A 15,518-nucleotide genomic window follows, 5' to 3' on the forward strand; every position below is an offset into this window, starting at 1 on the left:
TTTTGGCAAAGATACTTATTTTGCCTCTGTTGAATCTTTTTTGCGAATGAAATTAAAAAGGTTGAAGAACTTTTCAGAAATACTGTCCGGATCGAACACAGCCTTATCTGCAGTAGCTCTTCTGGTGAGCCAGATGCCCAGTGGCAACATGATCAGGGTCGATACCCACGACGCCCATACAGGATCCATACTACCATCTTCTGCGTAGTTCTTGGTAAAGATCCCAATAAAGTAATAGGTAAGGAAGAGTGCGATAGCCAATACCATGGGCAGTCCGAGTCCGCCCTTTCGGATAATAGCCCCCAGGGGTGCACCAACAAAGAAGAGGATAAAACACGCTATAGGCAATGCAAACTTTTGGTGTAGCGACAAGAAATGCACATTAAGGAGCTTGATGCGTCGCTGAATGTCAGAGCGCTTGGCTTCGATAGAACGCTTCGTACTGTTCATATTGTTCTTGGCCATGTCCACGATCTGTGATTGTCTCCAGGGCTCGTAGAATTCCATGAGCTCAGGGATCGACTTTCCTGTTGGGTCTATGGTGTCTTTTACCGGGCGCTGCGCTGTGTGATCACCGTCAATATTGGTAAAACCGGTACGGCTCTGAATACTTTTAGACAGGGAGCTTATCACCTCGCGGTTATCGGTGTAAAGGGAATCAATAGCCACATCGAGTTCCCTCGCATTAAGCATTTTATGGGTGTTGCTTACGTTTTCCTTTTCCAGGTTATCATTGCTGAGCTGGGAGAGGTCTACGTTCATGGTATAGGTGTCAAAATAAGCCTTGGCAAAGGGAACCTTTCGACGGGCAGAGATCGTTTTCCCCTGGATGTCTTCGTAAAAGTGACCGTCTTTCAATACCAGCTGCAGGTAGTTACTCCCTTTTTTGCTGGTGAGCTCTCCTTCCTTTGATTTTACCACCTGGTTGTTGAGTCCGCCATTAGTGAGTTTATGGATCACCACCTCGCTCAGGAGTTGGTCGTTATCGCCGTACTTGTCGTTCACCTTGATATTGATGTCGGTCTCCGGTATGTTGTTAAAGATCCCTTCGGTGATCGCCAGGGCAGGCTTGGCCTGGGCAATATTTCTTCTCAGGTTGTACGATTTGAGCTCCGCTTCGGGGATAACGCTGTTGGCAAAGAAAAACGTTCCGATGCTCAATACGGTGATAAAGATAATGAGCGGTCTCATGGCCCGGAACAGGGAGATCCCTGAAGCTTTCATGGCTGCGAATTCGTAATTCTCGGCAAGACTTCCAAAGGTCATGATACTTGCCAGCAAAACGGTTAGTGGCAATACCATGGGGATCAGGTTAGGGGAGTAGTACACCAGGAACTTCCCCACGATCAAAAGGTCGATACCTTTCCCTGCCCATTCGTCTATAAAGAACCAAATGGCCTGGAAGATAAAGATGAGCATCAATATCAGGAAGGAACTTAAAAAATTGTATAAGAACCTTGAAAGAATGTAACGGTCTAATGTGTACAAAGCCTAGTTGTTTATGATGTAATAGCCCATTTCTTCGTATTTGGGGCCATCAAAGGTAAATAAGCTTTTTGATATGGGTTGGTCGGTTTTAAAAGAATTAACGGTAATGGTGGTTTTTGTACCGCTCTGTCCTACTTCGATCAGGTTGTAGATGTGTTTGGTCTGGGTGTCAATACCCAGGAGGATCTTACTGATCTCTGAATTCGAATCGATAGGCACCAGTTCGATGTACTGGATGTTTCTGCCTTTTACGTTTTGGGTGATATCCCACTTATAGGTATATCCGTTCTCGTAAAAGGTAAGCATCTTCGAAGGGGTTATGGTTCCCTGCTCTTCACTCCCGGCATCTTCAATAACCACTTCCTCATTTTCGGGAATAATGGTATAGGTTTTCGAACCGTCGAAGATCTTTGTTGCCCCGAGGTAGTTAAAACGATATTTATCGCCCTTCAGGGTCACATCGCCGCGGGTTTCCTGACGGATATTCTCTGCGGTGTTCTCCAAAACGTAATTAAAGTCGATAAAGATGTTGTCGTAGCTTTTTACCGTTTGGTGCACCTGGTCGAGCAGGGCTTTAGCCTTGCTGTCGTTCTGAGCATGGAGGTCTGTGGTTCCCAGAGCCACCGTAAAGGTCATTAGGGCCAGTAAGACAATTTTCTTCATAATATCAGTTGTTGTTTTCATTGTTTAACATTTCTTCAAGAGCCATAACATCGGGAACAAGCACTTGTCTCGCTTTGGAGCCTTCAAATGGGCCTACGATCCCGGCAGCTTCGAGCTGATCGATGATCCTTCCCGCGCGGTTATATCCGAGTTTGAGTTTTCGCTGCAAGAGGGATGCCGATCCTTGCTGTGCTATGACGATCACCTCTGCCGCCTCACGGAAGAGGGCATCTCTGTCTGAGGCATCTATATCAAGAGCTGTGCCAGAGTCTTCGCCCACGTATTCGGGTAGGAGGTGAGCTTCGGGATATGCTCTTTGTCCGCCAATATAGTCGGTAATTCTTGCAACTTCAGGGGTGTCTACAAAGGCACACTGTAAACGCACCGGTTCTGCTCCCTGGGTAAACAGCATGTCTCCACGACCAATAAGCTGGTCGGCACCCGGAGAATCGAGAATGGTTCTGGAATCGATCTTCGAGGTCACCCTGAAGGCTACCCTCGCCGGGAAGTTTGCCTTGATGATCCCGGTGATCACATTCACCGATGGTCGCTGGGTCGCAATGATCAGGTGGATCCCTACGGCCCTTGCCAGCTGTGCCAGTCGGGCGATAGGAGTTTCTACTTCCTTACCGGCCGTCATGATAAGGTCGGCAAACTCATCGATCACCAATACGATATAGGGCAGGAATTGATGGCCGTCGTTCGGATTGAGCTTGCGCTCCTTGAATTTGGCGTTGTACTCTTTGATATTTCGCACCATGGCATTCTTAAGCAACTCGTACCTGTTGTCCATTTCTATACAAAGGGAGTTCAGGGTGTTGATCACCTTGGTGTTATCGGTAATAATAGCTTCTTCACTGTCGGGAAGCTTCGCAAGGAAATGTCTTTCGATGTGGTTGAACAAGGTAAGTTCGACCTTTTTAGGATCTACAAGGACGAATTTTACTTCTGCCGGATGCTTCTTGTAGAGCAGGGAAGTAAGGATGGCATTAAGACCTACCGACTTACCCTGACCGGTAGCACCGGCCATAAGCATGTGTGGCATTTTGGTAAGGTCGGCCACAAAGGTTTCATTGCTAATGGTCTTTCCGAAGGCTATAGGAAGTTCCATTTCGGCATTCTGAAATTTCTTGGAGGCGATCACCGATCGCATGGATACGATAGCCGCCTTTTTATTAGGTACTTCAATACCTATGGTACCTTTTCCGGGGATGGGAGCAATGATCCTGATACCAAGGGCCGAAAGTGAAAGGGCGATATCATCTTCCAGGTTCTTGATCTTCGAAATACGCACCCCCGCTGCCGGAACGATCTCATAAAGGGTTACGGTTGGCCCTATAGTCGCCTTGATCTGCGAAATATCGATCTTATAATTCTTCAGGGTGGCTACGATCCTGTCTTTATTCTCTTCGAGTTCTGTCTGGTCTATGGTGATGCTTCCTGCACCGTAATCCTTAAGAAGGTCAAGGGGAGGAAACTTGTAATTGCTCAGGTTGAGCTTGGGATCGAACTCTCCGAAGTCGCTTACCAGCTTTTCGGCAAGGAGCTCACTTTCTTCCTTTTCTTCTTTGATGGTCTCCACTTCCATGGTGATCCTGTCCTCTTGCGAATTTTCAGGCTCACTTTTTGGAGCATTCGTCGTATCTATCTTTACCTCGAAGCTGTTCTCCAGGGTTATGTCGTTGGTATCGTCTCCGCGGGTTTCAGAAGTAAGGGTAGGGGCAGACACAGGGATATCTTCTTCGGTAACCGGAGCTTCATCAACAGGTTCTGTTTCCGGAATCAGGGTATCTGTTTCGGCAGTAACCCCGGCGTGTTCCTCAGAAAAATTCGATTTGATCTCATTACGGGTATGCTGAAAGGCCGAAGCGATCTTTTGGGGTGTGATCTTGAGGCGCAGTACCGAATAGGTAATGAGCACAAAAAGGAGGATAAGGCTTATTCCGATATTACCGATATAGTCTTTTAAGAAGTCGTTCATTTCAAATCCGACAACCCCACCCAGCAGGGGAGCGCTTTGGCCAAAGAATCCCATGAGGACAGAGAGCCATAGGATCACCACGAGGCCCCAGAACCAACGGTCGGCGAGTTTCTTTGCGCCCAGGTCGAGAAAGAGGTATAATCCTGTTTGAAATACGAGGGCCAGAAAGATAAAAGAGGCTACGCCAAATCCCTTGTAGATAAAGAGGTGACTTACAGAAGCGCCGAACTTGTTAAGCCAGTTGCGGGCTTCGAGTTCGCGGTTGGCGAATTCGGTAAGCAGACTTTGGTCTTGTTGCCAGGAAGTAAAGAAAGAGATAAATGCTATAAAACACCCGATACTAAGCAGCATGAGCAAACTACCCAAAATGATCTTTTGCTGGTGAGAAAGCTTGAATTGAGATAGTTTATTGCCGGTTGAGCTGGTTTTCTTTTTGGTCTTTTTACGGGCCATTAGCATTGTTAGGTTTAAGGCAAAAGTACAAATTACAAACGTACGTTCTGAGATTGTAATTTTAAAAAAATTTGGGGATATAGATGAACAATCCTACGAGAACTGCTCCCAGGGCAGCGATCATTACCGCGCCGGCGGCCACATCTTTGATGCGTCCGATCATAGGATGGTGTTCCGGGTGAACGAAATCGGCCGTTTTTTCAATAGCCGTGTTGAGTCCTTCAGCGGTCATGATCACGGTAATGGTAAGGTTTTGAATACACCATTCGGTAGCGGTAAGGCCTACCACTAATCCCAGAATGGTCACCGCACATGCAATTACGGCCTGCACTTGAATGCTCGGTTCATGTTTAAGCAAGAGGTATGCCCCTTTCGAGGCATACCCAATGCTTTTTATCCTTTTTCTCAGGAAGCTGCTCATTGGCGAAATGCGGTTATAAGGCCGCCAGTGCAGCGTTGTAATCAGGTTCGTCAACGATCTCAGGTACTTGTTGTGCATGGGTTACCACACCGTTCTCATCGATAACGATAACCGCCCTGCTCAACAGTCCTTGCAGCGGCCCATCGGTGAAATCGAGTCCGTAGGCCTTTCCGAAGTTCCAGTCGCGCATATCCGATAGGTTGATCACGTGCTCCAGGCCTTCAGCTCCGCAAAAACGTGTCATCGCAAAAGGGGTGTCGCGAGAGATGCAAAGCACTTTGGTGTTATCCATTCCGGAAGCCTTTTCGTTGAACGTACGTACGCTTTGCGCACAGGTACCGGTATCTATGCTTGGAAATACATTGAGCACCAATTTTTGTCCTTTAAAATCGGCCAGACCCTTTGAAGATAGATCTTCTGCTACCAGTGCGAATTCAGGTGCGGGTTTACCTACCTCGGGCAGGGTTCCTGAAGTGTGAATTTCATTTCCTTTTAATGTTACTGTTGCCATATGGTTGAATTTTTGTTTTAAAGGTATGAAAAAAGTTATGAGGTTATGAGGTTACAAGGTTATGAGGTTACAAGGTTACAAGGTTACAAGGTTATGAGGTTACAAGGTTATGAGGTTATGAGGTTATGAGGTTATGAGGTTATGAGGTTATGAGGTTATGAGGTTATGAGGTTATGAGGTTATGAGGGAAAACCTGGAAATCAATTATGTAGAAAAAAATCTATATCTTTATAGTTTTATAATCAATAATTATGTATCACACGGATCTGGAAGTATGGAAGCGCAGTATGACTTTGGTGGAGAAGGTATACGCTTTGACAAAGATGATGAATGCTCAGGAAAGGTACGACTTTGGCAGCCAGATTAACCGTGCGGTGGTTTCCATACCCAGTAATATAGCTGAAGGAGCGGGGCGCAGGAGCAACAAAGAGTTTTTGCGATACCTGGATATTTCCTCCGGATCCCTATCAGAGTTAGAGACTCAGCTCATGATACTCGATCGGTTAGGATTGCAGAAATTAGCACCCGATATACAAGAAGATATCGTCACGATAAGGGCCATGATCCATGGTTTAAAACGAAGTATAGCCTTGAGGTCTAAACATTAGCATTCATTATAACCTTGTAACCTTGTAACCTCGTAACAAAAAAACTCCGGACTTTCGCCCGGAGTTTTTCCCTTTTTCATATAACTAATTCCCATGTGTTGAACGGGAGGGGATTATTCTTTATCGATAGATCCCATGACCCGTTGCATAAAAGCATTGAGTGCTTTCTTTTGGTCCATACCTTCGTCTCTGACCATTTTGTGTACTTCGAGTGCACCGTATAAATTGGAGAGCAATTCACCGATTACATCGAGTTCCTCGTCTTTGAGAGACGGGACCTCTGTGATCGCTTCCAGGGTTTCGATGGTTTCGAGTACGTAATCCTGGTCGTTCTCGGCGATGAAGCCAGTGATCTGCTTAATTACTGGTAATTTCATCTATAAGTTCTTTTAGGACGTCAGTTTTGTTGGTCTGAACCTGATTGGCCGTAGCCCCGTTCTTGAAAGCTGCAAAAGTAGGCAGGTTGTCTACCTTAGCCAGTTTTCGGGACTCCGGATATTTCTCCGCATCGGCGATCACGAATAGGGTATCTTCATGATCTCTGGAGAATTTTTTGAACTTAGGCTTCATGATACGGCAGTTACCGCACCAACCGGCAGAATACTGCACGATCACCTTTGGGTGTTGAGAAACCAGTTCTGCGAGGTTATCATTTTCCAGTTCTACCAGCATAATTTCTTAGTTTAAGCTTAAGTATTCAGCTACTCCCGTTCTGTCGGCAGTCATGGCTTGTTTTCCTTCTTCCCAGTTTGCAGGACAAACCTCACCGTTCTTCTGTACGTGAGCGTATGCGTCGATCAATCTAAGGAATTCGTTTACGTTACGTCCAACAGGCATGTGGTTAACACCTTCATGGAATACGGTTCCTTCCTCGTCGATCAGGTAAGTAGCGCGGTAGGTTACATTGTCTCCTTCCAGCATATAAGTTCCTGTTTCCTCATTATAGGTCTCCGACTGACCGTCAAGGATACCAAGGATGTTAGCCAGGTTTCTGTTGCTGTCTGCAAGCAGTGGGTAGGTTACTCCTTCAATACCACCGTCGTCTTTTTTGGTGTTCAACCATGCAAAGTGTACTTCGGCAGTATCACAAGAAGCACCGATAACCATAGTGTTTCTTTTTTCGAACTCTTCCATAGCTGCCTGGAAAGCGTGAAGCTCAGTAGGACAAACGAAAGTAAAATCTTTAGGGTACCAGAAAAGAAGTACTTTCTTGTTGTTCTTTTTAGCTTCTTCCAGTACGTTGATCTGGAAGGTATCGCCCATTTCATCCATAGCGTTTACCGCTACATTTGGGAATTTTCTACCAACTAGGGTCATATTGTTCAATGTTTTGATTTGTTAAACTACGAGGGCAAAAGTAGCATTATAAGCATACCCTGCACGGCACTTCAAATTGTATTATCCTATGCTGGTATAGGCAATAAAAATAGAGGTGTTTTTCCTTTAATTCTTTTCGGAATTTGGAAAAACACCCCTATATGTTTTACGAATCTGTTAATGTTTTGGCAAAAAGCCTTTACATTTTATTTTCCTGCAAGTCGTCTGATCTTTATGTTGAGGGCTGCAAAGGTGAGGGTCATGAACGGACTCAAATAATTGAAGAAGGCGTACCCCATATAACTCATGGTATCTACCCCAAGAACGCCACTCTGATAAGCACCACAAGTATTCCAAGGGATGAGTACAGAGGTTACCGTTCCGGAATCTTCCAGAGTTCTACTCAGGTTCTCCGGCGCAAGCCCCTTATCTTCATACGCCTTGGCATACATCTTACCGGGGACCACGATCGCCAGGTACTGGTCTGAAGCGGTAACGTTAATGGCAAGACAACTGGCCACAGTACTGGCAAAAAGACCGAACACAGAGTTAAATGCTGTGAGCAGAGCCTTACTAATTCTGGACAGTGCTCCAATAGCGTCCATGATACCTCCAAATACCATAGCGCAGAGAATAAGCCAGATGGTTCCCAGCATGCCATACATACCTCCGGCAGAGAACAGCTCGTTTAGTTTTTCATTGCTGGTCTCTATGGCGACATCTACAGTAATGGCATCCATGACCCCGCGATAGGCAGAAACCACATTGAGTTCTGTAGCGCCGGCAATTCCCATAACGATCTCCGGTTGGAAGATAATAGCGAATACACCTCCTAAGAGTGTTCCCAGGAGCAGTGCTACCAGGGGGGAGGTCTTGCGAACGATCATAAAGATCACTGCTGCCGGTACCAGGAATAACCACGGAGTTATATAAAAGGTCTCTTCAATAGACTTTAGTAGTCCTGACGTATCAGGAGCAGAGGTGGTTTCCAGGTTCAATCCGATAATGGTGAAAATGATCAGGGTAACGATCACTGTGGGTACGGTTGTAAAGGCCATATACCGGATGTGAGTGAACAGATCTGTACCCGCCATGGCCGGTGCCAGGTTAGTAGTGTCGCTCAGGGGCGACATTTTATCACCAAAATACGCACCAGATATCACTGCTCCGGCCGACATACCGGCGTCGATACCCAGGGCATTCCCAATACCGATCAAGGCGATCCCTACCGTGGCTGAGGTGGTCCAGCTGGATCCCGTAGCGATGGAGATCACCGCACAAATGATCACACTGGCCGCCAGGAAAAAGGTGGGGTTCAGGATCTGTAATCCGTAGTAGATCATTGCAGGGATCACCCCGCTAATGAGCCAGGTTCCTGCCAGGGACCCTACGAACAATAGAATGAGAATGGCACTGGAAGTCGATTTGATGTTTTTGGCAACCTCTTCAAGCATGGTATCGAAAGTTACCTTATTACGCAATCCGACCAGGGCGGCTACAGCCCCTCCTAAAAGAAGAATGAACTGGTTCGAACCGCTAAGTGCGTCGTCTCCGTATACAAATACGTTAAACGCCAGCATGGCTACTAATATGATAACGGGAAGCAAAGCTTCCCAAATACTCAATTCTTTGTTCTGATCTATCCCGGTTTCTTCCATGTATAAATAGGTGACGTTTTAAGCTGAAATTTTATCTATAGCGATGTAATGTTACGATTTTAACGAATTGTGTGCAAATTCAATTTTTTGATCTTTTTATGACAACAGGGGTCTAAGTGGTTTTGTACGAAGTGTTTATCGATTTGGTTGAAACATGGTAGTTTTTACTCTTATCTGTAAAATCCTTTATTTTACCCCGTCTTGTTGTAGAGACTTACAAAATCTCCTACATTTATTTTCACAGACCATGGCGCTCATGTTACATTTGAAAAGATCATGATCCATGGTCAAACATGTACAGAGAATTAACGGTAAGATGTATTTGGGCAAACGCCTCAAATCTTATTTCACGAGTCAGGTCAAAGAGACTCAATTATATAAAATGGACAAATAGATTATGAAAAGAATATTAGTAACCGGAGGAGCCGGGTTCATAGGTTCGCACCTGTGTGAGCGATTACTCAAAGAGGGTAATGAGGTGATCTGTCTTGATAACTATTTTACAGGGACCAAGGCCAACATTCTTCATCTAAGAGATTACCCATATTTTGAAATGGTACGCCACGACATTACACATCCGTTCTTTGCCGAAGTAGACCAGATCTACAATATGGCCTGTCCTGCGAGTCCGGTGCACTACCAGTACAATCCTATTAAGACCATTAAGACCTCTGTGATGGGGGCGGTAAATATGCTCGGTCTGGCCAAACGTATGAAGGCCCGGATCCTTCAGGCGAGTACCTCTGAAGTGTATGGTGATCCAACGGTACACCCGCAACCGGAGTCGTATTGGGGTAATGTGAATCCCATCGGTTTGCGATCCTGTTATGATGAAGGTAAACGCTGTGCCGAAACCCTCTTCATGGATTATCACAATTCGAACCAGGTGGATATTAAGATCATCAGGATCTTCAATACTTACGGCCCGAATATGAATCCGAACGACGGGCGCGTGGTCTCTAATTTTATTGTTCAGGCCTTACAGGGAAAGGATATTACCATTTATGGAGACGGAATGCAAACCCGTTCTTTCCAGTATGTCGATGACCTGGTGGAAGGAACCGTGCGAATGATGAACACCTCAGACGATTTTACGGGACCGGTGAACATAGGGAATCCGCATGAGTTCACCATGCTGGAATTAGCGCAGAATATTCTCGATCTTACCGGCAGTAGTTCTAAGCTGGTACATCAACCACTACCTCAGGACGATCCAAAACAGCGTCGTCCGGATATTAGCCTTGCCAAGGAAAAGCTTAATGGGTGGGAGCCTAAAGTGCATTTGCGCGAGGGATTGACCAAGACCATTGCTTATTTTGATGAGATCTTAGCAGGACCTGATCCTTATGCCCATTAAATAGAAGTATACAGAAAGAAAAACAGCCACCCGTCAAGGTGGCTGTTTTGTTAAAGGCCTGTGTGTATCAAGATCAGGAGATCTTTGTAAAGGCGGTATTCTCATTGATGGTATTCAGGATGAAATTATCTTCCAGTCCATTTACGATCCAGGTCTCAATACTCGCCTTATTGGCGATCTCCAGGGCCATCACCTTGGAGCTCATTCCCCCGGTACCATGTGTCGACTTATCTTCGTCTACGACCTCTTTTTTGAGATCTTTGAAGTTATCGACCTCTTCTATGGTCTCCGGATCGTCGTTTACGAACGACTCTTTGGTATAGATCCCATTGGTATTGGTGGCGATCACCAGGAGGTCTACGCCCAGCAAGGCTGCGGTCATCGCTGCCAATCGGTCGTTATCGCCAAATTGGATCTCCTCGGTCGAAACGGTGTCGTTCTCATTGATAATAGGAATATATCCGTTGCTAACTAGAATGTCGACCACGTTCTTGATATTCTCCCTGGACATTTCCTTTTCGAAATCGGAATACGATAACAGGCATTGGGATGCCAGTAATCCCAATTCGCGGAAGCTCTCCTGAAAGATCCTTATAAGATGGGGTTGTCCGATAGACGTAAGGGCTTGTTTTACGTTGATCTCTGCGTGGTCGCTTTCTAATTGCACGAATTGTTTGGCAACCACCTTAGCACCCGAACTCACAATAATGAATTCATAATCGTCTGAAAGGGCAGCGATCTGTCGTCCTATATCTTCGATCTTTCCCCTTGAAAGCTGATCGGATTCTTTGGTAAGGGTATTGGAGCCTATTTTTAACAGTACTCTTTTCTTTGTTTTTGACGTACTCATGTCTTTGTTTTTTGAACCGACAACAGTGTCTTCGATCCTATATGTTTTATGGATAACACAAAAGTGTTTATTATGCATCGTTTTGTTATTTATCTGATCTGTCCGGCACCGTGAATGTACCATTTGTTGGTCACCAGGTGTTGCAGACCAATGGGGCCTCGTTGATGGAGTTTGTCGGTACTGATAGCGAGTTCACCACCAAGTCCTAATTGTCCGCCATCGGTAAATCGGGTAGAGGCGTTGTGATAAACCGCAGCGGCATCTACATTGATCATGAATTGCTCTGCGGCGCTATTTTCGGTGGTAATGATCGAACTCGAATGGCCGCCCGAATATTTGTTGATCCAGGCCACGGCATCTTCCAGGGAGCTGGTTTCTCCGATCACGATCTTGTAGTCGAGGAATTCCTTGTACCAGATGTCATCACTTTCCAGAATGCTGGTACCTTCGAGCCCTTTTAGGGCCTCGTCGGTGAGGATCTCCACATCCTGCTCTTGGAGCATGGCGGTGAGTTCATTGAGGAATTCGGTTTTCCCTTCCAGGTCTTTATCGATTAGCACCTTATCCAGGGCATTACAAGCCGAGATCTTGGCGGTCTTGGCATTCAGGATCACCTTTTTTGCCAGTTCCTTATCGGCGTTCTTATGAACATATACGAAGTTATTACCCCGGCCACTAACCACCACAGGGCAGGTAGCATGTTCTTTTACAAAGGCTATGAGTCGTTCACCACCACGGGGTACGATCAGGTCGATAGGCTCCGTGGGATTGGCCAGGAATTCTTGGGTTTCCTGACGGTTGAACTTCAGATAGGTCATCCAATCGGTGTCAATGCTGTGCATGGCTAAGGCGCGATGCCACAGATCGGTGATCACGAGATTGGAATTGAGAGATTCTTTTCCTCCCTTCAGCAAGATCTTATTTCCAGATTTAAAGGCAATTCCCGCAGCTTCTACGGTAACGTCGGGCCTTGATTCATAGATGATCATCACCGTTCCGAAGGGGGCCGTTTTATTGGAAACTTCCATACCGTTGTCGTGGGTAAAATGGAAACGTTCCTGCCCGAGAGGATCTTTTTGTGATGCCAATTCTTCGAGGGAGTTGATCATCCCGTCGATCTTGGCATCGTTTACTTTTAACCGGTCTTCCATAGCAAGATCTTCTCCGCTATAGGCCTCCAGGTCTTGTTTATTTGCTGTAAGTATGGCTTCGCTTTCCTCGCGGATCAGTTTAGCCATGGTTGATAAAACATTGTTACGCTCTTTGATCGTAAGTATGGTTTTCATCACGTGTAATGCCGGTAGCTTGATAGTTTTTATATGAGAGTACCGGACTTGAGGGTGTTGAGTTCTATCGGAGGATCCTGACACGCGTACACCCTTGTATTTTTTCCGCCATCAGATCCTTTTTTACTAAAAAATTAAATGATTAAATACTAACTAATTTCAGTGAGGTTGATCTACCCGGGCAATTATGCCTCGTGAATATTGCTGATCTTATCGAATGCAGCCATTACCCCTTTGATCACTGCCGAAGTGAGACCGTTATGCTCCATGGCATTAAGACCTTCGATGGTGCAACCTCTTGGCGTGGTCACGTTGTCTACTTCGACCTCTGCCTGGGTTCCGTCTTCGATAAGCGAAGCCGCCCCAATGGCAACCTGTGCTACGATAGCCTGTGCTTCATGCGGGTGAAAGCCCATTTGCACACCTCCCTGGGTAAGGGCGCGTAAAAATCGGAGGAAGAACGCCGTTCCGGATGCTCCCAGTACGGTAGCAGGTTTCATTAGTCGTTGTTCGATGATAATGGCCTTACCAATAGTGCCAAACATACGTCTAACGAATTCTACGTCTTCATCTTCGTTGTTCTCTGCGCAGATAAACGACATGGATTGTTGTTGTACCGCTGCCGTGTTAGGCATAGCGCGAATAACCTTGTTATTCGGAACTACCTCGTTAATGTCTTCGGTGGTCACACCGGTAACGGTAGAGATCAATACCTGGTCTTCTCGCAGGTGGTCTTTGATCTGATCCAGAACGATCTGGAGAATTCGCGGTTGGATACACAAAATGATCCATTTTGATTCTTTGATCGCTTCCAGGTTGCTTTCAGTGACACTTACCCCGGCCTGGGCTTTTATGATCTCCAGATTGTCCGGATCGGCATCGGCCACCACAATGTTCTTTGGATCGAACAGATCGCTGTTAGCGAGTCCGCTGATAATAGATTTTCCTAAATTACCCGATCCAATAACGGTTACTTTCATTTTTTGTTTTTAAGGTTAATATTACAATTCGTAAAGGTGGTTCGAGGATTGTTTTGAAGGAGATCTACGCTTTCGGGATCTGTAAAAAATGGTCTGAAATAACCATTTCTTATTTCACTCGTAAAAGAAGGATTTTCCTTCGTGTGCAAACTCCGAACCGATACCATTATAATATTATACGCCTCAAATCCAAGTTATTCGAGCTGTTTTACATAATATTAAGGAACAAATAAATTGTGTTAAAATTTCTTACGGACGGTATGAGAGATGGAAGTTGAGGGTGGAACTTTTATCAGGAAAATTCTGATGTAATGCTTGTAATAATTAGAATTCTAACGTTTGAGAAGCATGCTGTTCTGAAGATCATTTTCAGGAATTGATCGTGTTCTGAACATAGAAATATTTTATATAATAAGCTGTCGAGGCTATCAACTCCAAAATATTTTTAACATTTCATTAAGACTTAGGGCTGGTTGCTTAACTGTTGAATTTTGTGCGAATTAACGGCTTTTATGTAGATTATGTTAGGTGATATTTTTAGATGTATTGATACCTGTGCACTTAAAAGATCGTAGCGACCCATCTTTATTTTGGGGATGAATGGCAACCGAAGCCATTCATCCCCAAGAAGGTTTATTTTGCAGCTTCCATTTTTTGCCTGATCTCGGCTATGGCCGGATTACCGATACTACCGAGATGGGTATGGTTCACACTTTTATTGGGGGCATAGGTGCCGTTTTCGATCGACGCACCCATTATTTTATAAGCTTCTCTGAAGGGCGTTCCATCAAGTACCATTTGATTAAGGGTATCAACGCTAAAGAGGTAATCGTATTTAGGGTCTTCCAGAATATCGGTATTTACCTGCATTTCTGCTATGGCAAAGTGGGTCATTTCGATACAGCTCTTCATTTCCTGTATCGCAGGAACTATTAGCTCTTTACAGAGCTGGAGCTCTCTGTGATAGCCACTGGGTAAATTGGTAGTGAGTAAGGCCAGGGTATTAGGCAGTCCCTGAAGCTTGTTGCATTTACCACGTATCAATTCGAATATGTCGGGATTCTTTTTATGTGGCATGATGCTGCTTCCCGTGGTGAGCTGGTCCGGAAAACTTATAAAATCAAAGTTCTGACTTAGGTAGAGGCAGATGTCCATCGCAAATTTCCCCAGGGTACCGGCGATCCCTGCCAGGGAAAAAGCGGTATATTTCTCGACCTTACCGCGACCCATTTGTGCGGCTACGGCATTGTATTTAAGGGTTGAAAAGCCAAGGGCTTTGGTGGTGAATTCCCTGTCTACGGGGAAGGAGCTTCCGTAACCGGCGGCACTTCCCAGCGGATTCTGATCGCAAACCTTATACGCTGCGTCCACCAGGTAGAGGTCGTCTATAAGCGTCTCGGCATAGGCTCCGAGCCAAAGCCCGAAAGAAGAGGGCATGGCCACCTGAAGGTGGGTATACCCCGGTAAGAGGGTGTCCTTATGGGTTTCGGCAAGGGCGGTGAGTTGGTCAAAAAGGGACTTAGAAAGGGTTCGAATAGCCTTGAGTTCATCCTTGAGGTAGAGCTGCATGGCGACCAGTACCTGGTCGTTTCGCGATCGTGCTGTATGCACTTTTTTTCCGGTATCTCCCAGGCGTTCGGTGAGGAGGAACTCGATCTTCGAGTGCATATCCTCGAATTCCTTTTCTATGGTGAAATCGCCCTGAGCGACTTGCTCACCTATGGCCAGAAGTTCCTCTTCCAGCGCCTTGCCCTCTTCATTGGTGATGAGTCCGACCTTGGCCAGCATTTGGGCATGGGCAATGGAGGCCTGTATGTCGTATTTTACCAGCAACAGGTCAAACTCCCTGTCTTGTCCTACGGTAAATTGATCTGTCTTTTCGTCTGTTGATATTCCTTTGTCCCAGAGTTTCATTTTACTTGAAGTTTTTTATTAGGTAAAGAGG

The 15,518-nt window shown here is 45.7% G+C and carries 15 protein-coding genes; 2 read left to right on the top strand and 13 right to left on the bottom strand.

Annotated features, from left to right (window positions below; all coding sequences use genetic code 11):
* Positions 1–15: 15 nt before the first annotated feature.
* The 5 genes from IS446_RS11045 to tpx form a co-directional block, all read right to left on the bottom strand.
* Complete coding sequence (locus IS446_RS11045; RefSeq protein WP_203060673.1) at positions 16–1,488, bottom strand: LptF/LptG family permease; 1,473 nt, start codon at positions 1,486–1,488, stop codon at positions 16–18.
* Between the two features lie 3 nt (positions 1,489–1,491).
* The gene (locus IS446_RS11050; RefSeq protein WP_203060674.1) at positions 1,492–2,151 is read right to left on the bottom strand and encodes a LolA family protein; all 660 of its coding nucleotides are present in this window, start codon (positions 2,149–2,151) and stop codon (positions 1,492–1,494) included.
* Between the two features lie 4 nt (positions 2,152–2,155).
* Positions 2,156–4,585 (bottom strand): DNA translocase FtsK, encoded by a 2,430-nt coding sequence (locus IS446_RS11055; protein ID WP_203060676.1) that lies wholly within the window; start codon positions 4,583–4,585, stop codon positions 2,156–2,158.
* A 61-nt stretch (positions 4,586–4,646) separates the two neighbouring features.
* Complete coding sequence (locus IS446_RS11060) at positions 4,647–5,006, bottom strand: diacylglycerol kinase (RefSeq protein ID WP_203060678.1); 360 nt, start codon at positions 5,004–5,006, stop codon at positions 4,647–4,649.
* 13 nt (positions 5,007–5,019) lie between these two features.
* Positions 5,020–5,517, bottom strand: coding sequence for a thiol peroxidase (gene tpx / locus IS446_RS11065; RefSeq protein ID WP_203060680.1), 498 nt, complete (start codon positions 5,515–5,517; stop codon positions 5,020–5,022).
* 251 nt (positions 5,518–5,768) lie between these two features.
* On the opposite strand from tpx, the gene IS446_RS11070 reads away from it, so the two are divergent.
* A complete protein-coding gene (locus IS446_RS11070; protein WP_203060682.1) occupies positions 5,769–6,125 on the top strand; it encodes a four helix bundle protein in 357 nt (118 codons plus the stop codon).
* A 113-nt stretch (positions 6,126–6,238) separates the two neighbouring features.
* Here IS446_RS11070 and IS446_RS11075 read toward each other — a convergent pair whose 3' ends face one another.
* The 4 genes from IS446_RS11075 to nhaC form a co-directional block, all read right to left on the bottom strand.
* The gene (locus IS446_RS11075) at positions 6,239–6,502 is read right to left on the bottom strand and encodes a DUF6952 family protein (RefSeq protein ID WP_203060684.1); all 264 of its coding nucleotides are present in this window, start codon (positions 6,500–6,502) and stop codon (positions 6,239–6,241) included.
* Complete coding sequence (locus tag IS446_RS11080; RefSeq protein ID WP_203060685.1) at positions 6,483–6,797, bottom strand: thioredoxin family protein; 315 nt, start codon at positions 6,795–6,797, stop codon at positions 6,483–6,485. The genes IS446_RS11075 and IS446_RS11080 overlap by 20 nt, the downstream gene beginning before the upstream one ends.
* 6 nt (positions 6,798–6,803) lie before the next feature.
* The gene (locus tag IS446_RS11085) at positions 6,804–7,442 is read right to left on the bottom strand and encodes a peroxiredoxin (protein WP_203060687.1); all 639 of its coding nucleotides are present in this window, start codon (positions 7,440–7,442) and stop codon (positions 6,804–6,806) included.
* A gap of 206 nt (positions 7,443–7,648) precedes the next feature.
* Positions 7,649–9,100, bottom strand: a complete 1,452-nt coding sequence (gene nhaC, locus IS446_RS11090; RefSeq protein WP_203060688.1) for a Na+/H+ antiporter NhaC — start codon at positions 9,098–9,100, stop codon at positions 7,649–7,651.
* 397 nt (positions 9,101–9,497) lie between these two features.
* Between nhaC and IS446_RS11095 the strand changes: the two genes are divergently transcribed.
* Positions 9,498–10,457, top strand: coding sequence for a UDP-glucuronic acid decarboxylase family protein (locus IS446_RS11095; RefSeq protein WP_203060690.1), 960 nt, complete (start codon positions 9,498–9,500; stop codon positions 10,455–10,457).
* A 73-nt stretch (positions 10,458–10,530) separates the two neighbouring features.
* On the opposite strand, the gene proB is transcribed toward IS446_RS11095, so the two are convergent.
* From proB to argH, 4 genes are all read right to left on the bottom strand, one after another.
* Complete coding sequence (gene proB / locus IS446_RS11100) at positions 10,531–11,307, bottom strand: glutamate 5-kinase (protein ID WP_203060691.1); 777 nt, start codon at positions 11,305–11,307, stop codon at positions 10,531–10,533.
* Positions 11,308–11,396: 89 nt separating this feature from the next.
* On the bottom strand, positions 11,397–12,593 hold the full coding sequence (locus IS446_RS11105) for a glutamate-5-semialdehyde dehydrogenase (protein ID WP_203060693.1): 1,197 nt from the start codon (positions 12,591–12,593) through the stop codon (positions 11,397–11,399).
* Between the two features lie 185 nt (positions 12,594–12,778).
* On the bottom strand, positions 12,779–13,573 hold the full coding sequence (proC, locus tag IS446_RS11110) for a pyrroline-5-carboxylate reductase (protein ID WP_203060695.1): 795 nt from the start codon (positions 13,571–13,573) through the stop codon (positions 12,779–12,781).
* A 633-nt stretch (positions 13,574–14,206) separates the two neighbouring features.
* Complete coding sequence (gene argH / locus IS446_RS11115; protein ID WP_203060696.1) at positions 14,207–15,487, bottom strand: argininosuccinate lyase; 1,281 nt, start codon at positions 15,485–15,487, stop codon at positions 14,207–14,209.
* Positions 15,488–15,518: the final 31 nt, after the last annotated feature.

Origin of the sequence: Robertkochia sediminum (assembly GCF_016786255.1) — a bacterium.
Taxonomy (GTDB): Bacteria; Bacteroidota; Bacteroidia; order Flavobacteriales; family Flavobacteriaceae; genus Robertkochia; species Robertkochia sediminum.